Source organism: Methylobacterium sp. W2 (assembly GCF_020662345.1).
Taxonomy (GTDB): domain Bacteria; phylum Pseudomonadota; class Alphaproteobacteria; order Rhizobiales; family Beijerinckiaceae; genus Methylobacterium.
On record NZ_VMOA01000010.1, the window covers coordinates 1 to 21,582 of the forward strand.

Below are 21,582 nucleotides of genomic sequence, written 5' to 3' on the forward strand. Positions count from 1 at the left end.
GCCGGGGCGGGCGTCGCCTGGGGAGCGTCCTGAGCCATCCCTTGCGTCCTGTCCTGGCTCACTCCCTGGGCCTGCGCCGGACCGGCCATGACGGCTACCGTCAACAGGCCGGCGAGAAGGCCGGCGCGGGAACGCACGAGGCGGATCATCGGCCCGCTCCGGTGCCGCGCCCGTTCGCCAGCGTTTCCGGCACCGGCGTCAGCGGCCCCTTGCCGGAGAACCAGGACAGCAGGTTGTCGACCACGAGCCGGCCCATGACCTCGCGGGTATGGACGGAGCCGGAGCCCACATGCGGCAGCAGGACGACCCGTTCCAGGCCGAGAAACGCCTCCGGCACATGGGGCTCGGTGGCGAAGACATCGAGGCCGGCCCCGTGGATCCTGCCGGATCGCAGGGCTTCGATCAGCGCCGGCTCGTCGACGAGGCTGCCGCGGGCGACGTTGACGACGATCGCGTCGGGGCCGAGGGCGTCGAGAATCTCGGCATTGACGATCCCGTTCGTCTCCGGGCCGCCGGGCGCCACGATCATCAGGACGTCCACCGCCCGCGCCATCTCCAGCAGGGTCGGGTGGAAGGCGTAGGTCACGTCCTCCTGCCGGCGGCGGCCGTGATAGGAGAGGGTGACGCCGAAGCCTTCGAGGCGATGCGCGATGGCCCGTCCGATCCGGCCGAGGCCGAGGATGCCCACATGCCGGCCGCGCAGGGTCGCGGTGAGGGGGTAGGTCCGCGTCGGCCAATGCCCGGCGCGCAGGTAGCGGTCCGCCTGCGGGATTTCGCGGAGTGTCGCGAGCAGCAGCCCGAGGGCGAGATCGGCCACCTCGTCGGAGAGCACGTCGGGCGTGTTGGTGACGACGATGCCCCGCTCCGCCGCGGCCCCGACATCGATCGTGTCGTAGCCGACGCCGAAACTCGCCACGATCTCAAGGTGGGGCAGCCGCTCGATCAGGGCGCGGTCGACGGGTGCCTGCGCCCCGGTGGCCATGGCGCGGATGCGCGGTCCGATCTCGCGATAGAACGCGTCGCGATCCGGGGCGGTGTCGGCGCGGTGGAGTGTGAAGGCGGCGGCCAGCGCGTCCATGACGCTCGGCTGCATCGGCTTCAGGAGCAACAGGTCGGCAGGCTGCATGTCGCGCTCGTCATCCGTCCCCCGGAACCGGCCATGAAGAGGAATGGCCATGAGGGCATACGGCTGTAATCCGCCGTCCGGGCAGGGTCCAGCCTCGCGAATGGCCCTGGGCCGGCCAGGCTCGCCATGCGGCGCGCGAGTGGCCATCATGCCTCGGATGCACCGTGTGCGCCGGCCTACTTCCATGCGGGCCTTTCGAACACTACTAAAGAGGGCGAGCGTCACATGCCTGCCCGTGATCCCATCAACGACGAAAACCGAAACAGCCACGCCATGACTGCCCCGCGCACCCTCTACGACAAGATTTGGGACGACCACGTGGTCGATGTCGAGCCGGACGGCACCAGCCTCCTCTACATCGACCGCCACCTCGTCCACGAGGTGACGAGCCCACAGGCCTTCGAGGGGCTGCGCGTGGCCGGACGGCGCGTGCGCCACCCGGAGAAGACCCTGGCGGTGGTGGATCACAACGTCCAGACCTCGGACCGCCGCTTCGGCATCGAGGATCCGGAGAGCCGCCTCCAGCTGGAGACGCTGGCCGAGAACGTGCGCGACTTCGGCATCGAGTTCTACGACGCCCTCGACCGGCGCCAGGGCATCGTCCACGTCATCGGGCCCGAACAGGGCTTCACCCTGCCGGGCCAGACCATCGTTTGCGGCGACAGCCACACCTCGACCCACGGCGCCTTCGGGGCGCTGGCGCATGGCATCGGCACCTCTGAGGTGGAGCACGTGCTCGCCACTCAGACGCTGCTGCAGCGCAAGGCCAAGAACATGCGCGTCACCGTGGACGGCATCCTGCCGCCGGGCGTCACCGCCAAGGACATCATCCTCGCCATCATCGGCGAGATCGGCACCGCCGGCGGCACCGGCTACGTCATCGAATATGCCGGCGAGGCGATCCGCGCCCTCTCGATGGAGGGGCGCATGACGATCTGCAACATGTCGATCGAGGGCGGCGCCCGCGCCGGCATGGTGGCGCCCGACGCCATCACCTACGCCTACGTCAAGGACCGCCCCAAATCCCCCAAGGGCGAGGTGTTCGAGCGGGCCCGCGCCTATTGGGACAGCCTCGCCACCGACGAGGGCGCCTTCTTCGACCGTGAGGTCCGCCTTGATGCCGCCAGCCTGCCGCCCCTGGTGAGCTGGGGCACCAGCCCCGAGGATGTGGTCTCGATCTCCGGCCTCGTGCCCGATCCGGCCGCCATCGCCGACGAGAACAAGCGCCAGTCGAAGGCGAAAGCCCTCGACTATATGGGCCTCACGCCGGGCACGAAGATCACCGACATCACCCTCGACCGGGTCTTCATCGGTTCCTGCACCAACGGCCGCATCGAGGATCTGCGCGCCGTGGCCAAGATGGTGGAGGGCCGCAAGGTCCATCCGTCGGTCTCGGCGATGGTGGTGCCGGGCTCCGGCGTGGTGAAGGCCCAGGCGGAAGCGGAAGGCATCGACCGCATCCTCAAGGAGGCCGGGTTCGACTGGCGCGAGCCGGGCTGTTCCATGTGCCTCGGCATGAATGCCGACCGCCTCAGCCCCAACGAGCGCTGCGCCTCCACCTCGAACCGCAACTTCGAGGGCCGCCAGGGCCATCGCGGGCGCACCCACCTCGTCTCCCCGGCCATGGCCGCCGCCGCCGCCGTGGCCGGCCGCTTCGTCGACATCCGCGAGTGGCGCGGCGAGGCCTGAGCCCCGAGCTTGGGCGGAATCGGCGAGACGGGCCGGAATCGCGATTGACGCGGCCGGCCCGTCCGCTTAAACGAACCTCCGCGTCGGCAAACATCTGCCGACCGGCCCAGGTGGCGGAATTGGTAGACGCGCTGGTTTCAGGTACCAGTCTTGCAAGAGGTGAAGGTTCGAGTCCTTTCCTGGGCACCAAGCGACCTTAGGTCGTTGCTCCGTTGAACATGTAGGATCAGACCGACCCACCCGAACGGGTTTCGATCCTCGCCATGAGATGGCACGCTGCCCGCGCGAAGACGGGATCTCTCTAGGTCAAGTTTCGTTTTTCGGCTGACGAGCCCAACCGGGTCGCAGACGCGTCATTACGGTGGAGCTTCCGGGTTCGACATCCCGGCTTCGACCGTCGCGTCGCCTCCCTTTAGCGTGAAGACCGCGGCACCCATCCCGGGATCAGGCACAAGGTGCGACCACGCGTGAGGCGGCCGTCATGGTCAAGCGCACGGATAGAGGCAGCATCCGTGCGTCGGGAATTCAACGTCTCATAAAAAGCTGCCGCATATCGCGCCTTTTCACTCGATCGGAATCGGGACCGAGGACAGCTTCTTGACGACATGAAGCGGTAGCGTGCATTCGCTCTTGCCCCCTGGATACTCCGATATCGCACGCTGATCATATGTGATCGTCGCCGATGTCGAGTCGAACGTCCAATGGGCCGCCTCTTCATTGATTGCGGACGCCTGTTTCCTGGCATCGGCCAATTCAAGTGTTTCGATGTTGCGATCATCTTCCGTTTGCTGTGCTTTTGAAACCTGATCGCCGTCTTGTCGTTTCCACTGCTTACGGATCTGGCTGAAGCAGGTCTTGTCGATGAGATGTCTCGCCTTTTCATCGAACCAGTCGGTAATTGTCACGGCCTTGCCTGACCGGAGGTCGAAATTGATGTTCTGGGTCCAGGACAGGCCATGCGCCGCGCCTTGAGCGTATTCGTCGGCGTCGACGCAGATCGAAATGAAGCTTGGTGACGCATAGACGAGGGTGCCGTCCACACTCCACGTGCCGGTCTCCCCCCCTCCCGCACCGTCCATCTTCACCGGCAGATCCGAGACGGCTTTGTCGATCAGCAGATTGAAGGCTCTCTCCGCGTCGGTCGAGGGCTTGTTGAAACGGAAGAGGGATGCGGATCTGTTCCATTCGCCGTCCTTGCCGTCGGCCCCGACGTCGTAGGGTACCAAAGCGCCCAATAGGCCGGGACCGTCTTCCGGTATGGCGGCGCTCATGCTCCTGAGCGCATCCATCCTGTCTTTGCTGGACGTGATGATGCAGGCGACGAGGTCTTTTCCTTTGTCGGAACAGCTTTGGCTGCGGGTCTGCAGCCATTTCCTCTGTCCCTCAAGCAAAGCCTTGCCGCTCACGCTATCGAAGCTATGATGGAGGTTGGTGTAAGCTTTCACCATTCCGTCATCGGCTGATTTTGCAGCAGGGTTCGTACAGATGGCCCTGTCGACGGCGTCCGTGGCCGTGTCGCAGTGTTTCGGCGTTTCTGCTCGGCCGATTGTCGGGAATGTCAGGAAGACTGTCATCATTACGCTGAGAGATGACGCGGTCATGAATGTGCTCGACATTGCAAAAACTCGATCAGGCGAGAGACAAAAAGCGTTGCGATTGCTGACGTTCCGTTCGATCTGGCTAGCATCCGATTGTTTGAGACGCCGTTACAACTTTGGCTCACGGCGGTGAGATGAATCGGATGCCTTCCGAATGGTGAATGAGTGACGGGTTCTGTAATCGGGCCTCTGCCGTCAAGGGGTGCCGTGCTGCCGCGCCTGCCGAAGGTCCGCACAGGGTGGACGGTGGACCTTTCGCCCGCAGAGACGTCGGTTGGCATCCGGGGAGAAAGCCGGGATGCGGCCGAGCCGCTACCAGGCTGTGAACGTCAGTTCGCCGAAGGCGCGATGGTCTGCCCCAATCCTGAAGGCCATCGCGATCAGCCCGTAAACCTCGCCGACAGTCACCAGCTTCCCGTAGGACCCGTTCCGCTCCGGTTGCGGAAAGTCCATCAAGATAATCCGAAGATGACTGGCATCCTCGACGTCGTTAGGAATGCTTGCCTCGAAGTAGAATTGGACCGCCCTGTTCCGGGCGTCGATCAGGCCGAAAAAATTTCCCTCGACGCCGCGGACCTCGTCGGACCAGATCAAGCCGGCCTCCCCGAGATCAACCTCCCTGGCCTGATCAGAGGTGACCTCAATACCGCAGCCTTTCCAAAACGCCCTCATCAGCAGTCCCTCGAACCTTTCCTCACCGCGATCTGATCATCCATCATACTACGGTGGAATGTCTGCGACGGGTCGAAAGTTCGCATCCTCCGGTCGCGCTGGGCGCGCGCTCGGCGGTCATGTTATCTCACACGTCGATCTCGCCACCCACGGGACTCTTGGCTTCTGTCCGTGGTCGGCACGCGGGCCGCCACATGATCGCGTTCCGATGAGAGGCGAGCCTATATGCGACAGCGGACTTGGCCCAGAGGCCAGCACACCCGTCATTCCGGCTTCATCTCCCGCCCGTCCCCGTGAGGACGACCTTTCGAGTCCAGGCGCGCCCGGCCTCGATCCCTGCAAACCGTGAGATGCCTACGCGGCGGCCGGAGCCTCGACTGCGCTGAAGCGGAAGGTCGTGCCGTCCACCCACATCCGGTGCATCACCACCGCCATCTTGCGCGCCAGCGCCACCGTCGCGCGCTTGTTGCCCTGGCGCTGGGCTACCTTCGTCGCCCACGCCCTTAGCCCGGACCACTTCTTGACCCGGTGCAGCATCACGTGCGCCGCTTCGAACAGCGCCGCCCGCGCCTCGGTATCGCCGGTTTTGGTGATCCGCCCGTTCCGGTCCACCTCCCCGGACTGATGCTTGCGCGGCACCAGGCCGAGGATCGCCCCGACCGAACGCGACTTGGCGAACCGGGCCGGATCCTCGATGGCGGCGATGAAGGTCAGGCCGACCACGGCCCCGACGCCTGGCACCGTCATCAGCCTACGGCAGACGGCGTGCTCGCGGGCGATCTCCAACACCACGCGGTTGAGCCGGTCGAGCGAGAGCAGCATCGCCGCATGCGCCTGCAACAGCACGTCGAGGATGGCCGCCACGCGTGGCAGGTCGGCCGTCAGCTCCCGCACCCGTTCCGAGAAGGTCCGGCGCTTGGCGGTGCCAAGCTTGATCCCGAACAGGCAGAGCGACCCGCGAATTTGATTCTCCACGTCGCTGATCTTCAGCACCAACGTTTTGCGGCTGGTCAGCAACGTGCGCAGCTCCATCGTCCGGCGTGCCTTCACGTGGACCTGCCGGAACCAGCCGGTGCGCAGCATCTGAGCAAGGCCGCGCGCGTCGTTGCGGTCGGTCTTGTGGGTCATCGCGACCATCGCGGCGCGGGCGTGCCGCGCGTCCATGCAGACAACGTTGGGCACGCCAAGTTCGGTCATCTTCTCGCATAGCCAGCCTGCCAGCGCCCCGGTCTCCAGGCCGACACGGGTCAGCGGTAGGCCGAGAGCGCCAAGCCAGGTCGCCAGCGCTTCCGGTTCGCTGGCGACCTTGGCCTCGCGGAGGATTTTGCCCTCCTCATCGACGACGCACACCGACGTCTCCGCCAACGAGACATCCAGACCGGCGTAGTAGCGCATGACCCTGCTCCCGGATGATCGGTCGCGGGCGTCGCGCCGGCAGACCGGATTGAACCACCGAGCAGCTTGCCACGATCCGCGACGCGGGGAAGGCTGGCGACGGCCCGATTACCCGATCTGCGCAGGGCCGAGACTCACAGAGCCGGCGGTCGTGCCGGTGCTGTTGGAGATACCGGCACGACCCTGACCGGTCCCGGAAGGCGCTGCAGCGGGTTGACGCCGCGAGCCCCCGCCAGCCAGGGTGCCGCCGCCCGGGACGTTGCACAGGCCGCGAACCGGACACCGGGCAAGCCCCACCGACGCTGACGTCCCACGCGCGAGAGACGCTTCCACGATGGTTCTTCCACGCTTCCGCCGCGCCACCGGCCGGCTGTTCGCCCTCCTTGGCCTCGTCGTTGGCCCCCTCCTCTCCGCCCCGCTCCTCTCCATCTCGCTCTTGCCGGCCCGCGCCGCCGAGGCGGTCTTCCCGCCCGCCGGCGCGATCGGTCTCGTGCCGCCCGCCGGCATGACGCCCGCCAGGAGCTTCGCCGGTTTCGAGCATCCCTCCGGCGCCTCCATCGTCATCGTCGCGATGCCGGCCGAGGCCTATGGGCAGCTCGCCGAAAAGTTCACCCCCGAATCCCTGCGCGCGACGGGCTTTGCCGCCGTCGGAGCGGCCGAGGCGCTGCCGGTCGCTGGCGGCGAGGGCCGTGTCCTGCGCGGCAGCCAGTCGGCCAGGGGGATCACCTACACCAAGTGGGTCGCGGTGGTGCGCGGCGGGGACGGCACCGGCCTCGTCACCGTGCAGGTTCCGGAAGCGGCCCGTGGGCAGGTGCCGAACCAGGCGGTGGAGGCTGCCCTCGGCACCATCGCGTTCCGCTCCCCCGGCAATGTCGCCGACCAGATCGCGGCCTTGCCCTACACGGTGGGGGATCTGGCGGGGTTCCGCCCGGTCCGCACGCTGATGGGAAATACCCTCCTGCTCACCGATGGCCCCAAGGACGTCGATCCCGAAGGCACGCAGACCCTCGTCATCGTAGCGCCCTCCCTGGGGAAGGCTCCGGTCGCGCCCGGGCAGCAGAGCGCTTTCGCCCGCAAGGCGCTGGGCACCCTCCGCGAGGTTCAGAACATCGCGGTCACCGACGAGACCCGCACCAGCGAGGGCGGCGCGGTCCTCATCCGCCTGCGCGCCACCGGCAAGGACGTGCGGTCCGGCCGAAAGGTCGGGGTGAGCCAGACGATCCGCTTCGATGGGAAGAGCTATCTGCGCGTCATCGGCCTCGCCGGCGCGGACCAGCCGGACGCCCTCGCACGGGCCGAGCGCGTCGCCGCCTCGGTGGTTCCGCGCTGAGCAGGCGGGGCGACGCCGGTCTCTGCCGCTTCGATGGCGCGGCAGGCCAGCCTCCTGCGCCGTTTCGTGCCGGCCAAGCAGTTCGACAAGAGCGACCGCAAGCAGATGCGCCTTCCCCTAGTCTCGTGAAGCTCCACGTCTCGAGCACCCAGGGCGGGGCGCGCTTCGTGTGGCTCTACGAACCTGTCTGATCGGATGTCTCGGCGGATGCTCATGCCAAAGCCGCTCCTCCCACCAGACCACCTCATCCTGAGGCGCCCTTCGCCTCGGCGAAGGGCCTCGAAGGAGGTTTCCAGAGCCCACTGCGATATCTGGAGTCCTCCTTCGAGGCCGCTACGCGGCACCTCAGGATGAGGTAAGCCCTTGGAAAACCAACTCAAACAAGATCTTAGGGCCGACCGGGATTGACCATCGGGTCGGCCTGTAGCCGCGCCGCGGCCAGATCGATGAAGGCGCGCACCTTCGCCGGCGCGCGCCTTCCCTCCAGGCTCACGATATGGACCGGGACCGGCACCGCGTCCGGATCGTCGAGGACCAGCCTGAGCCGGCCCTCGGCCACCGAGGGCGCCACCTGATAGGACAGCAGGGGTGCGATCCCCTGGCCGGCGAGGGCGGCCGCCAGGACCGCGTCGATGGTGTTGCAGATCAACCGTGATTGCGTGGCGCCACGCGTCGGCCCTTCGGCCGGGGAATGGCGCTCGAAGGGCAATCGCGTTCCCATCAAACCGATGGTCGCGTGGCGGTGCAAATCCCCCATCGATTGCGGTGTCCCGTGCCGGTCGAGATAGTCCGGCGCGGCGCAGAGAACCCTGCGGACCGTGCCGACCCGGACCGCGACGAGCCCGGAATCGGCGAGATGGCCGATGCGGATTCCTACATCTGCGCCCTCCTCGATCAGGTTGACCACCCGGTCGAGGAACAGCGCGCGCACGCTGACGGCCGGGTAGCGCGCAAGAAACTCCGTGACGGCGGGCAATACATAAAGCCGACCGAATTGCACCGGAGCGGTAATCGTCAAGATTCCGGAAGGTGTCGCATAGGCGCCGGCCGCGAGTGTTTCGGCCTCTTCTGTGTCCGCGAGGATGCGGCGGCAATCCTCCAGATAGCGTCCGCCCACCTCGGTGAGCATCAGCGAGCGCGTGGTCCGGGTCAGCAGGCGGGTTCCGATCCGGTTCTCCAGGGCGGCCACCGCACGGGTCACGGCGGGCGGGCTCATGTTCAGCTGGCGTGCCGCAGCGGCGAACCCCCCGCTCTCCGCCACCCGCACGAAGACCCGCATCGCCTGCCACCGATCCATGCCGGCCTCCTCCGTACCCGCAGATTATTCCATCCAGCGGAATAGTCGATTGCGGAGAATGCCGGTTCACGCGTTCCAGGCAAGGGTCTCTCATGTGCCCGTGGCCGGCGCCCTCGTCCGGCCGTCGCGGAGACATGTCATGAAGCTGTTCCACATGGCCCTGTCCGGGCATGCGCACCGGGCCCGCCTGTTCCTGTCCCTGGTGGGCGCGGATTGCGAGATCGTGGAGCTCGATCTTGCCGCCGGCGCGCACAGGACGCCGGACTTCCTCGCCCTGAACCCCTTCGGCCAGGTGCCGGTGCTCGTGGACGGCGACGTGATCGTTCCGGATTCGAACGCCATCCTGGTCTACGTGGCGAAAAAGCTCGGGCGCACGGATTGGCTGCCCGAGGATGCCCTGGCGGCGGCGCGGGTCCAGCGCTGGCTCTCGGTGGCGGCCGGGCCCATCGCCTTCGGGCCCGCCGCCGCCCGCCTGATCACCCTGTTCGGCGCGAATTTCGACGCCGCGGAGGTGATCGCTCGGGCCCATCAGATCCTCGGCCGCATCGAGGCCGAGCTCGGCGGCCGCTCTTGGATCGCCGCCGATCACCCGACCATCGCGGATGTGGCCCTCTACAGCTACATCGCCGCAGCACCCGAGGGGAATGTCGACCTTGCGCCCTATGCCGAGATCCGGGCCTGGCTCGGCCGTATCGAGGCGCTGCCCGGCTTCGTGGCCCTTCCGACGACAGTGGTCGGCCTGCGCGCGGCCTGAGTCGAGACCCTCTCACGGGAGATCCCCCCATGTCGTCATCCGACCATCACTCCGCCTCGCCCTGGCACCGGGGCGAGATCGCGATCCAGAACCATGCCGGCGTCGCCGCGCGCATGGCCGAGCTCGGCCCCCGCGTCATCCGCGACCGGATGATCGAGCAGCATCGCGACTTCTTCCGGCAACTACCCTTCGTGGTGCTCGGGGCCGTCGACTCGGAGGGCGACGTCTGGGCGACGATCCGGGCCGGCGAGCCGGGGTTCCTCGAAGCGCCGGATCCCGTCCGTCTCCGGGTACGGGCTGCCGCCGACCCCGGCGATCCCGCGGAGGCGGGCCTGACGGAGGGAGCGGCGGTGGGTCTGCTCGGGATCGATCTCGCGACGCGGCGGCGGAACCGCCTGAACGGGATCGTGCAGCGCAGGGAGGGCGACGGTTTCGAGGTCCGGGTGCAGCAGAGCTTCGGCAATTGCCCGCAATACATCCGTGTCCGGCAGGGTACGGAGCGTTTGCTGAATTCCATCGCGGCGGCCCCGGAGACCGGCCATGGCCTCGACGAGCGCGCCCGTGCGCTCATCGCCGAGGCCGATACGGTCTTCGTCGCCACCTATGCGGACGGGGAGGAGGGGGACCGGCAGGTCGACGTCTCGCATCGCGGCGGCGCGCAAGGCTTCGTGCGGATCGGCGCGGACGACGTGCTCACGGTCCCGGATTATTCCGGCAACCGGTTCTTCAACACGTTGGGAAACATCCGCGCCAATCCCCGCGCCGGACTCCTCGTCATCGATTTCATCACCGGCGACCTGCTGCAGATGACCGGCCGGGCCGAATTGGTCCTCGATTCCCCCGAGATCGCGCGTTTTCCGGGCGCCGAGCGGCTCTGGCGCTTCGCACCCCGAACCTTCGTCCGACGGGCTGGCGCCGTGCCACCCCGGTGACGGGAGCCCCGGCGCCGGGCTCGCTTCAGCGACGACGGCCCTGGCTCGCGCGGAGCACCTTGCGGGCCCGGGCCACGTGGATCGCGGCCACCTTCATCAGGAGGTGGCGTACGACATCCGAAGGAGCGCTCGCGGCACAGTCCCGCAGGGCGATCGCCGCCCGCACATGCATCAGCGCCCTACCCAGCATCCGATCCCCGCTCTCCGCCCGATCCCCTCCTGGTCTAGCGGCGCGGTGCTTAAGGCATCATCAAGCCGGATGCGTAGAGGCCGGTCCGGCACCGGGGGGGCCGTGCGGGGAGTACCGATCCGCTGTGAGAGTTGACGCCGGCCGTTGGGACTGCCAACCCGGCCGCATTGCGGGCGCGGCCGATCCCTCGGTCCGCAGGAGTACCGAATCTTCATGTCCGATCTGCTTGAGACGATCCGCCGAACCCTCGTGCCGATCCACAAGGAGGGCTACCCCTTCATCCTGATCGGCATCGTGCTGACCGTGCTGTTCGGCTATTTCGCCCAGTTCGCCGGCTGGATCTTCCTGATCCTCACCCTGTGGGTCTGCTACTTCTTCCGCGATCCCGAGCGCGTCACCCCGGTGGCGGACGGCCTCGTGGTCTCGCCGGCCGACGGCCGGGTGAACCTGATCTCCACCGTGCTGCCGCCGCCCGAGCTCGACCTGCCGCAGGAGCCGATGACGCGGATCTCGGTCTTCATGAACGTGTTCGATTGCCACGTGAACCGCGTCCCCGTCACCGGCAAGATCGGCCAGATCGTTTACACGCCCGGCCTGTTCCTCAATGCGGAGCTCGACAAGGCCAGCGACGACAACGAGCGCAACGGCCTCGTCATCGAGACCACCCATCGCGGCAGCCCCCTGCGCGTCGGCGTCGTGCAGATCGCCGGATTGGTGGCCCGCCGCATCGTCGGCTGGGTCCAGGCGAACGATACCCTGAACGTGGGCGAGCGCTTCGGCCTGATCCGCTTCGGCTCGCGCGTGGACGTCTACCTGCCGGTGGGCACGCGCGTGCTGGTCGGCCTCGGCCAGAAGGCGGTGGCGGGCGAGACCGTGCTCGCCGATCTCGGCGGCGGCCCCGAGCGCAGCTTCCGCCGCATCTGATCCCGCACGGCCCCGCCCGGCGGGGTCGCGATCCTTCGCGGACGGTGTCCCACAGGCCCGTTCGCCCGTCTTTCTGAAAAGGCGCGTCATGGACGATCTCTTTCCGCCCTTCGAGCCGGATGCCAACGAGCCGAAGCCGCGCCGCTTCAAGGCGGTGCCATTCCGGATGATCGCGCCCAACATGATCACCCTGATGGCGGTCTGCCTCGGGCTGACCGCGATCCGTCTGGCCTTCGAGGGCAAGTTCGAGCCGGCGGTGATCGCCATCGTCGCGGCCGCCTTCCTCGACGGGATCGACGGGCGCGTCGCCCGCATGCTCAAGGGGACGTCGCGTTTCGGGGCCGAGCTCGATTCCCTCGCCGATTTCGTCAATTTCGGCTGCGCTCCGGCGCTCATCCTCTACGGCTTTGCCCTGAAGGAGCTGCGCTCGCTGGGCTGGATCGTCGCCCTGATCTTCGCCATCGCCATGGCCCTGCGTCTCGCCCGCTTCAACGCGATGCTCGACGATCCCAACCGGCCCGCCTGGAAGAAGGACTTCTTCGTCGGCATGCCGGCGCCGGCCGGAGCGCTGACCGCGTTGCTGCCGCTCTATCTCCACTTCCTCGGCCTGCCGTTCGAGCGCTGGGCCGCGCCGGTGGTGCTCGGCTACACCCTCTGCATCGCCCTCCTCGTGGTCTCCACGGTGCCGACCTTCTCCGGCAAGACCATGGGCAAGCGCGTGCCGCGCGAATGGGTGCTGCCGATCTTCCTCGTCGTGGTCGCGGCCTTCGGCCTGTTCATCAGCTATCCGTTCGAGGCCATGGTGGTGATGGCGGGCGGCTACCTCGTCACCCTGCCGATCGGGGCGGCGCAGTATCGGCGCCGGGCGAAACTCGAGGAGCGTCTCGACGCAACCGGTCGTGGACAGATCGAACCGGCGCCTGTCGAAACCTGATCGCCTCGCCTAACCTCCCGGCAGGAAACCCACTGGGCTTGGGCTTGGGAGGCGACGATGCTGGAAGAATTCAAGAAATTCGCACTGCGCGGCAACGTCGTCGATCTGGCCGTGGGCGTGATCATCGGTGCCGCCTTCGGTGCCATCGTCACCTCGGCCGTCCAGGACGTGTTCATGCCGATCATCGGCGCGGTGACCGGCGGCCTCGACTTCTCGAACTACTACATCGCCCTGTCGTCGAGCGTGCAGAAGGGCGCGGCCTATGTCGACGCCAAGAAGCAGGGCGCGGTGATCGGCTACGGCCAGTTCATCACCGTGGCGCTCAATTTCATGATCGTCGCCTTCGTGCTGTTCCTCGTGATCCGGGCCATGAACAAACTTCAGACCCAGGAGGAGGCAAAGCCCGCTCCTGAAACGCCGGCCGACGTGAAGCTGCTCGGCGAGATTCGCGACATCCTGGCGGCGAAGCCGACCCTATGACGTCCCCGCGCTCGAAGCTCGCTCAGGGGTTCGAGCGTCGCGCCCCGAAGCGAGCGTTGCCGACCCGCGCTCCGATCTTCGGCCCAGTGGCGCGTCAGAAGCGGTAGCCGATTCCGCCGCCGACGATCACCGTGTTCATCTCGACCTTGGCGCCGATGGCGGCATGTCCCAGCGTGTAGCCGGGAAGCCAGATCTTCTTGACCTCGGCATTGGCGTACCAGTTGCCGCCGAGATGATAGTCGAACCCGGCCTGAAGCAGCAGGCCGGCGATGGGATCGACGCTGAAGGCGGTCACGAAGCCCCCGGCGGGCTCCGTCTGGAGCGGTACGGACAGGCTGAGGCCCAAACCGACATAGGGCTTGAAGGGTCCGTCGGAGAAGGCGTGATACTGGATCGCCGCGAAGCCGCCGAAGCTCTGGATCGCTCCGATGGGGATGTCTCCCACCAGCGATCCCTTGATCACGGGCTTCGTCCGGATGATGCCGGCCTGTCCCGCGACGGCCAGATTGCCGGTGAGGAAATACGTGACGTCGGCATCCGGCAGAATCATCGCGGGCATCCTGACCGTACCGCCGATCAGATCGATCCGGGACCGTTCGTCGACCGCGAACATGCCGATGACGCGGGCCCGCACCAAGACATCGCCCGCTGCAAAGCCTGCCCTCGCCGGAAGCGGCGCGCCGACGGGAAGGGTTTCGTCCGCACCCAGGCAGACGGAGGAGCCCATCGACACGGCAAGTCCTGCCAGACCCAGATGCCGGACAGCCACGCCCCACGCCGCCCCTTCACGAGCCTTGAGACGAAGACGCGGCCTCCATGGCACCGCAAAGATCGATCGGTCCCGTGCACCGATGGTTGTAGCGCGTGGGGAACCGGTCCTTGTCATCAGATCAGCCTATGAACTAGACAATAACCGTTCCTTACCGGCCCCTGAAAGAATGTCTGCTTGTGACAGCTTTGCTATTCTTTCGTGTGGAAATCTGATTTCCTGGCATGTAAGCCCGCAGGCGTGTTTGAGATAGTGAAAAAATTGGCGTGTTTGTTCTCTGTGCATTAATAAAGTCGCCGCACGCTCAGCCAAGGGTGGACTTCGACCAAGTATGAAACATTATTTCATGTCGTTAAATTCTCCAACACAACGGCACTTCAGGAAGTGTGATCCGCATCGCCGCGTCGGTACGCCCATCGCGTATCGGATGCCCCTCGGCGGCGGAAGCGCCGTCCGTCGCCCCGTCATCGGCGTCTAGTGAAAGGTCGGAACCGTGTCCCTTGACGTCGATACGCTTCAGTTCGCGACGCTGACGTCGCGCGGGGCCTATCTCGCCGTGTTCATCGTCGTGGTGCTCAGGCAACGCAACGAGATCTATCTCTGGCATTGGATCGCCTCGGTCATCGTGTCGATCCTCACGACCATGTTCATGATGAGCGGCCCCCTCGGCGGATGGATGACGCTGTCGCAAGGGCTGGTGACCTATTGCGGCTTCGGGACGAGCTTGGCCTTGACCTGGAGCGGATTGCGGCTCTTCTACGGCCGCTCGGTCGCACCGTCTCATCTCATGGTTCTGGCTTGCCTGCCGGGCATCCTGCATACCGGAGCATTGCTGGTCGGTCTGTCGCCACGGATTGCCTTGGCACTCGTGTTCGCGCCCTGCCTGCTGACGACGGTTCTGGCAATCCATGAATGTGTTCGGACACGCGCGGGTGACCATCTCTGGTCGCAATATATCATCGTGGCTGCGATGAGCTTCTATGCCCTGAGCTTCGCGGCTTCACTGGCCGTTCTCGTCGCTACGGACCTGCCGATGCAGACCGAGGAGGCCGCCCGCATGTCCCTCGCGGTCGATCAGGTGTCCGGCATCCTGGTCCATTTCGCGTATCTCGCCATGTCGGGCGAACGCGCCAGCCTTCGCCTCGGCCGTCTCGCCCAGACCGATCCGTTGACCAGCCTCGCCAATCGTCGGGGGTTGATTGAGACCCTGCGCCGAACGTGGTGGTCGAAATGGGAAGGGCAGCCGGTCGGAATCCTGATGGCCGACATCGATCATTTCAAATCGATCAACGATCGCTTCGGGCATCTCAGCGGTGACGAGGTCCTGATCGCGTTCGCCGGCCTCGTCGCCAACACCATCCGCCGGGACGACATCGCCGTGCGCTGGGGCGGCGAGGAGTTCCTGGCCGTCCTGCCCGGCGCTGAGCTGGAGCAGACCTTGGCCATCGCCGAACGCCTGCGTCTCGCGACCGCATCCTGCGCCCTTCCGCTCGCCGGTCAGACCGTGAGGGTCACGGCGAGCATCGGTGTCGCCATGATGGAACCGGGCGAGACCGATATCGGACCCGCGACACTAAGGGCCGATGCGGCCCTCTATGCGGCCAAGGCCCAGGGGAGAAACCAGGTCTGCCGAAACAGCCCGGTGCGGAAGGCCGAGAAACGGGACGGTCTCGACGAGGCAGCGTTCGGCGCCGATAAGCTCGTTGCCTGACCGTCATCGCGTGGGCCGACGCCGTGACCTCGAGCGCCGGTCGATCAGGTCGTCGAACTGGCCGGAAGGGAGTGGCCCTCCTTCAGGTCGTCGAGCAGCCCGTCCAGGGCCTGTTCGACGGCGACGGTGCCCTCCTCATGGGTCTTCAGCCGGGTTTCCAGGCGACGCAGCTGAGGCGCGAACTCTTCCGGCACGGCGGGATCCCCAAGGAATCGAGGCGCTTCGTCCTGCGTGGTGAAGACCGAGCGCAACTGCTGGCCGAGATGATCCCGCACCGGCTCGGGCAGAGCCGGATCGACATCCACGCCGCCGGCCTGACCGGGGGGCGGATGATCAACGCGGACGATTGGATCGTTTGCCATGTCGGGTGTCTCCGTCAGTCAAGAGCAATAACCAGCCCGGGCGGAGAGTGTTGCGCGTGCCGACATACAAATGTTGACGGCGGTCGGCGCGACGACGGTAGTTTGTCCATGTCTCATGCGAGTCCTGACGACTCTCCGATCCACGAAAAAGCCCCCGGTGCCGTAGCACCGAGGGCCTTTATCGAATGATCAGCGACGGTCGAGGTCGACGATCAGTCGATGACCTCGACGATGCGGCGGCTGCGGTCGACCAGCACCGGGCGGTCGTTGACGATGGTGTAGCGTGCGCCGCGGGCGTTGTACTCGGAGGGGACGTCGTAATAGGTCACGCCGGTGCCCGGCAGGGTCGCGCCGACGCGGACATCGCCGTCATAGGCGTAGGAGCTGTGACGCTCGCGGGTGACGTACTGGCGGAAGCGGGGACGATCGTCGACGCCGAGGATGCCACCGACGGTTCCGGTCGCCGCACCGACGGCACCGCCGACGATGGCGCCCAACGGGCCGGCCGCATCCGCACCATCCTGCGCGCCACGCTCGGCGCCGCGCACGAGGCCCTGGGCCTGGGCGGCGAGGGGGAGGGACAGGGCAATCGCCGAAGCGGCGAGAAGGGTCTTGATGTTCATGATCGAGATCTCCGTATCCGATATCCCGCGAACGGTGACGCTCAGCGGGGTTCGGGGCAGTAACGCCCGATCTCCGGAAAGGGATGCCTCGAAAGTCGATTTTGCCGGATTGTCCCAACCCTGCCCCCGATCGGGGGACGACGTTCCTCATGCGCCCGGCGTCGCGAAACAACGTCGCCTGGTAAACGCCGAGGGGTGCCGATCCCGACTGGGTGCCGGATGGTGTCAGGCGTCCTTCGGCATGGCCGATTGGATCAGGCGGTCCGAGCTGAGGTCTTCCTCGTCGTAGCCGAGCAGTTCGGCGAGGCGCCCACGGGCACGGCTCACGCGGCTTTTCACCGTGCCGACCTTGCAGCCCATGATCGTGGCCGCCTCCTCGTAGGACACGCCCTCGGCGCCCACGAGGACGAGGGCCTCGCGCTGGTCGGGCGGCAATTTGGCGAGAGCCGTCTGCAGATCCTCTACATCGAGGCGGTCGCCTTGGTGCGGCGCCGTCGCGAGACGTGCCGCGTAGGAGCCGTCCTGGTCCTCCACTTCGCGCACGCGCTTGCGGTGGTCCGAGTAGAAGATGTTGCGCAGGATGGTGAAGAGCCAGGCGTTCAGGTTCGTGCCCGGCTGGAACCGCGCGCGGTGCTGCCAGCCCTTGAGCAGGGTGTCCTGCACCAGATCGTCCGAGCGGGCCGGATTGCTGGTGAGCGAGAGCGCGAAGGCCCGCAGCGACGGCACCGCCGCGAGCAGACCGTTGCGGAACTCGGGCTCCACCTGCTCGCCGCGCGCCTTCAGGGCGGCTTCCAGCTTCTCGATGAGCTCGGCGAACCGAGTGGACGGCTCGTCCGTGCCGAGGCGATCGTAGACCGTGCGGAGCTGGTCTCCGAGATGGGAGCGAATGGTCGCTGTCAGGCTCGGCCGCCCGTCGCCGTTCGTGTCGCTCAAGCGGTCGGGGCTGGTGTCAAGGACGTCGCGTGTCATGGCTCGTCGTATTCTGATCGTTTGGCAGGAAATCGCCCGGTTCGGACCGGCCGTATCGGATAGGTCCGCCTGACGTCGATGGCGAGCCCGTAGCATGTCCCGGGGTTGTAGCGCATCCCACCCGGTCACGCATCCCGCCAAGCTGAGCATATGGCGATGTACGCCGTTCGCGTCCACATGCGGCGGATGGCGTCGGAGACGTCGACATCTTGGTCACATCCCCGAGCCCTGCGGCCTCTGCTGGCGTCTTCGGTGGCCTATATGATCCGGTCATTGCCATCGGAAAGGATCGTCCATGGATCGTCGCGCCTTCACCGCGAGCCTGACGGCGGCTGTCCTGTCCGGTCCAGGCGAGGCCGCGCGCGCGGCGGTGCCGGACCAGCCGCCCGTGCGGATCGCCATGCTGATGTTTCCCGGCATGACGGCACTCGACCTCGTGGGCCCGCAGGCGATCCTGGCCGGGTTGGCGGGCGATCGGCTCCATCTCGTCGCCCACCAAGCCGGACCGGTCCCCAGCGATACAGGGCTGACTCTCTTGGCGGACACCTCCTTCGAGACCTGCCCTCGCGACGTCGATGTGCTCTTCGTGCCCGGCGGCGACGCGACCCCCGCCCAGATGCGCCATGAGGCGACTCTGGCCTTCCTGCGCGACAGGGCGGCCGGGGCGTCCTGGATCACCAGCGTCTGCACCGGCTCGCTCATCCTCGGTGCGGCGGGGTTGCTCGATGGCTATCGCGCCACCTCGCATTGGTGCGTGCGCGAGACCGTCCTGCCCCGCCTCGGCGCCATCCCGGTGAACCGGCGCGTGGTGGTGGACCGCAACCGGATCACGGCGGCAGGCATCTCCGCCGGCCTCGACTTCGCCCTCGTCCTGGCGGCGCGCCTGCGTGGCGACGAGTATGCCAGGACGAGCCAGCTCGTGGCCGAGTATGCGCCGGAACCGCCCTTCTCCGCCGGTACGCCCGAGACGGCCGGCCCGGACATCGCCGCCCGCGCCGGAGCGATCCTCAAGGACCTGGCGGATGGGTCGCTCGCGGCCGCGGCAGGGCCCACGCCGCGGTGAGGGCTGGGGCGCTCGGGGCTGCCGGAGGCAGGTGGTCTCCAGCTCTCCGCGCGGCAGCTCCTTCGCGCGACTGCCCCTGGCGCGACGGCGCGTCATTTTGCCGGAACCTCGTTGAATGGCCAAGGTTTAGCCAATGGCGGGAAAGCTGCATGGTCGCAATGCGCTGGACACCGGACATCCGCGCTCCAACGATGAAGGGCATCGATCCATGGCATCAGGCCTCGCAGGCGATCTCACCCGGACGAAAACCCTCGAGCGACTGAATGCCGATGCCGAAGGGGGTGAGCACAAGCTCGAACGCACCCTCGGCCCCTGGAGCCTCGTCGCCCTCGGGATCGGCGCGGTGATCGGCGCCGGCCTGTTCTCCCTCACCGGCATCGCGGCGGCCGAGCATGCCGGCCCCGCCGTGGTGATCTCCTTCGCCATCGCGTCGATCGCCTGCGCCTTCGCCGGGATGTGCTACAGCGAGCTCGCCGGCATGATCCCCGTGGCGGGTTCGGCTTATACCTACGCCTATGCCACCATGGGCGAGTTCGTGGCTTGGATCATCGGCTGGGATCTCGTCCTCGAATACGCTGTCGGCGCGGCCACCGTTTCGGTGAGCTGGTCGAGCTACGTCACCCGGTTCCTGCGGGACACCCTCGGCATCAACTTGCCGCCCAGCCTCGTGAATTCACCCTTCGAGACCTACACGGTCGACGGGGTGACGGCGCATGGCATCGTCAACCTGCCGGCCATCCTCATCATCGTCGCCGTCTCGGCCCTGCTGATGATCGGCATCCGCGAATCCGCCCGCGTCAACGCCGTCGTCGTGGCGATCAAGCTCGCGGTGGTGGCGGTCGTGGTGGGCGTCGGCCTGTTCTACATCAAGGCGCAGAACTATGTGCCGTTCATCCCCGAGAATACCGGCACGTTCGGCGAGTACGGCTGGAGCGGCATCATGCGCGGCGCCGGTGTCGTGTTCTTCGCCTATATCGGGTTCGACGCGGTCTCGACGGCGGCGCAGGAGGCTAAGAACCCCCAGCGCAACATGATGATCGGCATCCTCGGGTCGCTGGCCATCTGCACGGTGATCTACATCGCCTTCGCCGGCGTGCTCACCGGCCTCGTCCATTACGACGCCATGAAGGGCGATGCCGCGCCGGTGAACACGGCCATCGCCCAGACGCCGTTCCCCTGGCTGAAGAGCCTCGTGACCCTCGGCGTCATCGCCGGCTTCTCCACCGTGATCCTGGTCCTGCTGCTGGGCCAGAGCCGGGTGTTCTATTCCATGAGCCAGGACCGGCTGCTGCCAGGCTTCTTCTCGAAGATCCATCCGACCTGGAAGACGCCCTACCGCTCGAACCTGTTCTTCATGGTGTTCACCAGCGCGCTCGGCGGCTTCCTGCCGATCAGCCAGCTCGGCCACATGACCAGCATCGGCACTTTGCTCGCTTTCATCCTGGTCTGTGCGGGGGTCGTCATCCTGCGCCGGACCCAGCCCGATGCGCGCCGGGACTACCGGACGCCGCTGGTGCCGCTGGTGCCGATCCTCGGCATCGTCAGCTGCCTCGCCATGATGGTGTCCCTCGACGGCCAGACCTGGCTGCGACTGCTTGCCTGGCTCGCGGTAGGACTTGTCATCTACTTCGCCTGGAGCCGGCGCAACAGCCGCCTCGGCCGCGAAGAGGCCGTCAGGCCGTCTTGATCAGGGACAGGTGCCGGCCGTCACGGGCCGGTTCCGTCATCTCGCCCACGGCGACCATCTGCCGTTCGCGCGCGATGAAGGCGGTCGGCATGACGGCCTGCATCTCCGTCTCCACGCTGCGCAACTGCGCATCGCCATGGGACGGATGCAGATGAATGATCGCCAAAGCCTTCGCCCCGGCCGCCTGCGCCAGCTCGACGCCCTTTTCCCAGGTGGAATGTCCCCAACCGCAGCAGCGGGGATACTCGGTCTCCGTGAACATGCCGTCGTAGACGAGGAGGTCGGCGCCCTCCACGAAGCGGCGCAGGGCTTCGTCAGGCCAGGGATCGGAATGCTCGATGTCGCTGATGATGCAGAGACGCTTGCCCGCATGATCGAAGCGGTAGCCCACAGATCCTTGCGGATGGTTGAGCAGGATGGTGTCGACGCGCGCGCCATCGGCGAAATTCAGCGATTCGCCCGCCTTGAAGCCGTGATGGGCGAATGTGCACGGGAGGACGTCGAGCGTCACGGGAAACAACGGCGGCGAGAACAGCCGGTCCAGAGTCGCCTCGGCGCTGTCCCCATCGAGGTTGCCGCAATAGGTGTTGATGGTCCGCTCCGGATTGAAGATCACGGGTTTGAAGAACGGCAGACCGGCGGTGTGATCGAGATGGAGATGGCTGAACAGGAGATCGATCTCTTTGGGTAGCGCCTCCCGATGATGCAGGCCGCAGGCGTTCAGGCCGGAACCAGCATCGACCATGAACAAGCGCGTGCCGCAGCGGATCTCCATGCAGGGAGTATTGCCGCCGAACTCGGCATAATCCGGTCCGCTGACGGGCGTGGAACCCCGGACGCCCCAGAAGCGTAGCGAGAGGCCGTCCTCAGCCAAAGTGTTCGTCATCGTCATCGTTCGACTACCGATTGCCCGATCTGCCTGAGATCCGGTGCCTTTCGGCGCACCGATGCGGTCCGTTCGTCGCAAGAACGGTCACAAGCAGGTTGCCAGGATCGAAGTGGGGTTGACCATCAGGTAGTCAGCCCGTTTCGACATCGATGTGCGGCCACGCACACAGCTTGGAAGACTGGATTCTG

The 21,582-nt window shown here is 66.6% G+C and carries 21 protein-coding genes, 1 tRNA gene and 1 pseudogene; 12 read left to right on the plus strand and 11 right to left on the minus strand.

The features are described 5' to 3' along the window. Window positions 1–145 precede the first annotated feature (145 nt). Window positions 146–1,126, minus strand: coding sequence for a 2-hydroxyacid dehydrogenase (locus FPV16_RS07285; RefSeq protein WP_227437487.1), 981 nt, complete (start codon window positions 1,124–1,126; stop codon window positions 146–148). Window positions 1,127–1,399: 273 nt separating this feature from the next. On the opposite strand from FPV16_RS07285, the gene leuC reads away from it, so the two are divergent. Both leuC and FPV16_RS07295 read left to right on the plus strand, forming a co-directional pair. Continuing rightward, window positions 1,400–2,815, plus strand: coding sequence for a 3-isopropylmalate dehydratase large subunit (gene leuC, locus FPV16_RS07290; RefSeq protein WP_227437488.1), 1,416 nt, complete (start codon window positions 1,400–1,402; stop codon window positions 2,813–2,815). A 104-nt stretch (window positions 2,816–2,919) separates the two neighbouring features. Then, window positions 2,920–3,004 (plus strand) — tRNA-Leu (locus FPV16_RS07295). Between the two features lie 374 nt (window positions 3,005–3,378). Here FPV16_RS07295 and FPV16_RS07300 read toward each other — a convergent pair. The 3 genes from FPV16_RS07300 to FPV16_RS07310 all read right to left on the minus strand — a co-directional run bounded on the left by FPV16_RS07300 (window position 3,379) and on the right by FPV16_RS07310 (window position 6,480). Continuing rightward, entirely contained in the window at window positions 3,379–4,416 is a 1,038-nt protein-coding gene (locus tag FPV16_RS07300; protein WP_227437491.1) for a lysozyme inhibitor LprI family protein, read from the minus strand. A 309-nt stretch (window positions 4,417–4,725) separates the two neighbouring features. Beyond that, window positions 4,726–5,085, minus strand: a complete 360-nt coding sequence (locus tag FPV16_RS07305; RefSeq protein WP_227437493.1) for a hypothetical protein — start codon at window positions 5,083–5,085, stop codon at window positions 4,726–4,728. Between the two features lie 354 nt (window positions 5,086–5,439). Then, on the minus strand, window positions 5,440–6,480 hold the full coding sequence (locus FPV16_RS07310) for an IS110-like element ISMpo4 family transposase (RefSeq protein ID WP_227437495.1): 1,041 nt from the start codon (window positions 6,478–6,480) through the stop codon (window positions 5,440–5,442). Between the two features lie 334 nt (window positions 6,481–6,814). Between FPV16_RS07310 and FPV16_RS07315 the strand changes: the two genes are divergently transcribed. Further along, window positions 6,815–7,810, plus strand: a complete 996-nt coding sequence (locus FPV16_RS07315; protein ID WP_227437497.1) for a hypothetical protein — start codon at window positions 6,815–6,817, stop codon at window positions 7,808–7,810. Between the two features lie 21 nt (window positions 7,811–7,831). Continuing rightward, window positions 7,832–7,939, plus strand: a pseudogene (locus FPV16_RS26390) (short-chain dehydrogenase/reductase); the annotation flags it as partial. Between the two features lie 259 nt (window positions 7,940–8,198). On the opposite strand, the gene FPV16_RS07320 reads toward FPV16_RS26390, so the two are convergent. Next, window positions 8,199–9,107: a LysR family transcriptional regulator gene (locus FPV16_RS07320; protein WP_227437499.1), complete on the minus strand. Its 909-nt coding sequence runs from the start codon at window positions 9,105–9,107 to the stop codon at window positions 8,199–8,201. A 139-nt stretch (window positions 9,108–9,246) separates the two neighbouring features. Here FPV16_RS07320 and FPV16_RS07325 point away from each other — a divergent pair, with 139 nt between their 5' ends. Together FPV16_RS07325 and FPV16_RS07330 are read left to right on the plus strand one after the other, a co-directional pair. Beyond that, window positions 9,247–9,861 carry a glutathione S-transferase family protein gene (locus FPV16_RS07325; RefSeq protein ID WP_227437502.1) on the plus strand — a complete coding sequence of 205 codons (615 nt, stop codon included), beginning with the start codon at window positions 9,247–9,249 and terminating at the stop codon, window positions 9,859–9,861. 29 nt (window positions 9,862–9,890) lie between these two features. Beyond that, on the plus strand, window positions 9,891–10,793 hold the full coding sequence (locus FPV16_RS07330; protein WP_227437504.1) for a pyridoxamine 5'-phosphate oxidase family protein: 903 nt from the start codon (window positions 9,891–9,893) through the stop codon (window positions 10,791–10,793). A 25-nt stretch (window positions 10,794–10,818) separates the two neighbouring features. Here FPV16_RS07330 and FPV16_RS07335 read toward each other — a convergent pair whose 3' ends face one another. Further along, window positions 10,819–10,983 (minus strand): hypothetical protein, encoded by a 165-nt coding sequence (locus FPV16_RS07335; RefSeq protein WP_227437505.1) that lies wholly within the window; start codon window positions 10,981–10,983, stop codon window positions 10,819–10,821. Window positions 10,984–11,196: 213 nt separating this feature from the next. On the opposite strand from FPV16_RS07335, the gene FPV16_RS07340 reads away from it, so the two are divergent. The 3 genes from FPV16_RS07340 to mscL all read left to right on the plus strand — a co-directional run bounded on the left by FPV16_RS07340 (window position 11,197) and on the right by mscL (window position 13,321). Beyond that, complete coding sequence (locus tag FPV16_RS07340) at window positions 11,197–11,907, plus strand: phosphatidylserine decarboxylase (RefSeq protein WP_018045459.1); 711 nt, start codon at window positions 11,197–11,199, stop codon at window positions 11,905–11,907. Between the two features lie 88 nt (window positions 11,908–11,995). Next, complete coding sequence (locus FPV16_RS07345) at window positions 11,996–12,841, plus strand: CDP-alcohol phosphatidyltransferase family protein (RefSeq protein WP_227437507.1); 846 nt, start codon at window positions 11,996–11,998, stop codon at window positions 12,839–12,841. A 57-nt stretch (window positions 12,842–12,898) separates the two neighbouring features. After that, window positions 12,899–13,321: a large conductance mechanosensitive channel protein MscL gene (mscL, locus tag FPV16_RS07350; protein ID WP_227437509.1), complete on the plus strand. Its 423-nt coding sequence runs from the start codon at window positions 12,899–12,901 to the stop codon at window positions 13,319–13,321. Window positions 13,322–13,415: 94 nt separating this feature from the next. Here the strand turns inward: mscL and FPV16_RS07355 are convergent, their stop codons facing one another. Beyond that, window positions 13,416–14,048, minus strand: coding sequence for an OmpW/AlkL family protein (locus tag FPV16_RS07355; RefSeq protein WP_227437511.1), 633 nt, complete (start codon window positions 14,046–14,048; stop codon window positions 13,416–13,418). 535 nt (window positions 14,049–14,583) lie between these two features. Between FPV16_RS07355 and FPV16_RS26255 the strand changes: the two genes are divergently transcribed. Next, complete coding sequence (locus FPV16_RS26255; protein ID WP_227437512.1) at window positions 14,584–15,801, plus strand: GGDEF domain-containing protein; 1,218 nt, start codon at window positions 14,584–14,586, stop codon at window positions 15,799–15,801. Between the two features lie 44 nt (window positions 15,802–15,845). On the opposite strand, the gene FPV16_RS07365 is transcribed toward FPV16_RS26255, so the two are convergent. From FPV16_RS07365 to FPV16_RS07375, 3 genes are all read right to left on the minus strand, one after another. Beyond that, entirely contained in the window at window positions 15,846–16,163 is a 318-nt protein-coding gene (locus FPV16_RS07365; RefSeq protein ID WP_227437514.1) for a hypothetical protein, read from the minus strand. A gap of 212 nt (window positions 16,164–16,375) precedes the next feature. Continuing rightward, entirely contained in the window at window positions 16,376–16,786 is a 411-nt protein-coding gene (locus tag FPV16_RS07370) for a DUF1236 domain-containing protein (protein WP_018045463.1), read from the minus strand. 225 nt (window positions 16,787–17,011) lie between these two features. Continuing rightward, complete coding sequence (locus tag FPV16_RS07375) at window positions 17,012–17,755, minus strand: sigma-70 family RNA polymerase sigma factor (protein WP_018045464.1); 744 nt, start codon at window positions 17,753–17,755, stop codon at window positions 17,012–17,014. Between the two features lie 295 nt (window positions 17,756–18,050). Between FPV16_RS07375 and FPV16_RS07380 the strand changes: the two genes are divergently transcribed. Together FPV16_RS07380 and FPV16_RS07385 are read left to right on the plus strand one after the other, a co-directional pair. Then, window positions 18,051–18,818 carry a DJ-1/PfpI family protein gene (locus tag FPV16_RS07380; protein WP_413629220.1) on the plus strand — a complete coding sequence of 256 codons (768 nt, stop codon included), beginning with the start codon at window positions 18,051–18,053 and terminating at the stop codon, window positions 18,816–18,818. 208 nt (window positions 18,819–19,026) lie between these two features. Continuing rightward, complete coding sequence (locus tag FPV16_RS07385; RefSeq protein ID WP_227437516.1) at window positions 19,027–20,505, plus strand: amino acid permease; 1,479 nt, start codon at window positions 19,027–19,029, stop codon at window positions 20,503–20,505. Here FPV16_RS07385 and FPV16_RS07390 read toward each other — a convergent pair. Continuing rightward, window positions 20,492–21,397, minus strand: coding sequence for an MBL fold metallo-hydrolase (locus tag FPV16_RS07390; RefSeq protein WP_227437518.1), 906 nt, complete (start codon window positions 21,395–21,397; stop codon window positions 20,492–20,494). The two genes, FPV16_RS07385 and FPV16_RS07390, sit on opposite strands and share 14 nt — an antisense overlap. Window positions 21,398–21,582 lie beyond the last annotated feature (185 nt).

What these genes read in the sequence shown, in the direction of transcription:
- FPV16_RS07385 (WP_227437516.1), top strand. Translation starts at nt 19,027, where the DNA reads ATGGCATCAGGCCTCGCAGGCGATCTCACCCGGACGAAAACCCTCGAG.
- FPV16_RS07375 (WP_018045464.1), bottom strand. Translation starts at nt 17,755, where the DNA reads ATGACACGCGACGTCCTTGACACCAGCCCCGACCGCTTGAGCGACACG.
- mscL (WP_227437509.1), top strand. Translation starts at nt 12,899, where the DNA reads ATGCTGGAAGAATTCAAGAAATTCGCACTGCGCGGCAACGTCGTCGAT.
- FPV16_RS07305 (WP_227437493.1), bottom strand. Translation starts at nt 5,085, where the DNA reads ATGAGGGCGTTTTGGAAAGGCTGCGGTATTGAGGTCACCTCTGATCAG.
- FPV16_RS07370 (WP_018045463.1), bottom strand. Translation starts at nt 16,786, where the DNA reads ATGAACATCAAGACCCTTCTCGCCGCTTCGGCGATTGCCCTGTCCCTC.
- FPV16_RS07335 (WP_227437505.1), bottom strand. Translation starts at nt 10,983, where the DNA reads ATGCTGGGTAGGGCGCTGATGCATGTGCGGGCGGCGATCGCCCTGCGG.
- FPV16_RS07390 (WP_227437518.1), bottom strand. Translation starts at nt 21,397, where the DNA reads ATGACGATGACGAACACTTTGGCTGAGGACGGCCTCTCGCTACGCTTC.
- FPV16_RS07380 (WP_413629220.1), top strand. Translation starts at nt 18,051, where the DNA reads ATGGATCGTCGCGCCTTCACCGCGAGCCTGACGGCGGCTGTCCTGTCC.
- FPV16_RS07330 (WP_227437504.1), top strand. Translation starts at nt 9,891, where the DNA reads ATGTCGTCATCCGACCATCACTCCGCCTCGCCCTGGCACCGGGGCGAG.
- FPV16_RS07285 (WP_227437487.1), bottom strand. Translation starts at nt 1,126, where the DNA reads ATGCAGCCTGCCGACCTGTTGCTCCTGAAGCCGATGCAGCCGAGCGTC.
- FPV16_RS07365 (WP_227437514.1), bottom strand. Translation starts at nt 16,163, where the DNA reads ATGGCAAACGATCCAATCGTCCGCGTTGATCATCCGCCCCCCGGTCAG.
- FPV16_RS07345 (WP_227437507.1), top strand. Translation starts at nt 11,996, where the DNA reads ATGGACGATCTCTTTCCGCCCTTCGAGCCGGATGCCAACGAGCCGAAG.
- FPV16_RS07340 (WP_018045459.1), top strand. Translation starts at nt 11,197, where the DNA reads ATGTCCGATCTGCTTGAGACGATCCGCCGAACCCTCGTGCCGATCCAC.
- FPV16_RS07325 (WP_227437502.1), top strand. Translation starts at nt 9,247, where the DNA reads ATGAAGCTGTTCCACATGGCCCTGTCCGGGCATGCGCACCGGGCCCGC.
- FPV16_RS07315 (WP_227437497.1), top strand. Translation starts at nt 6,815, where the DNA reads ATGGTTCTTCCACGCTTCCGCCGCGCCACCGGCCGGCTGTTCGCCCTC.
- leuC (WP_227437488.1), top strand. Translation starts at nt 1,400, where the DNA reads ATGACTGCCCCGCGCACCCTCTACGACAAGATTTGGGACGACCACGTG.
- FPV16_RS07310 (WP_227437495.1), bottom strand. Translation starts at nt 6,480, where the DNA reads ATGCGCTACTACGCCGGTCTGGATGTCTCGTTGGCGGAGACGTCGGTG.
- FPV16_RS07300 (WP_227437491.1), bottom strand. Translation starts at nt 4,416, where the DNA reads ATGACCGCGTCATCTCTCAGCGTAATGATGACAGTCTTCCTGACATTC.
- FPV16_RS07320 (WP_227437499.1), bottom strand. Translation starts at nt 9,107, where the DNA reads ATGGATCGGTGGCAGGCGATGCGGGTCTTCGTGCGGGTGGCGGAGAGC.
- FPV16_RS07355 (WP_227437511.1), bottom strand. Translation starts at nt 14,048, where the DNA reads ATGGGCTCCTCCGTCTGCCTGGGTGCGGACGAAACCCTTCCCGTCGGC.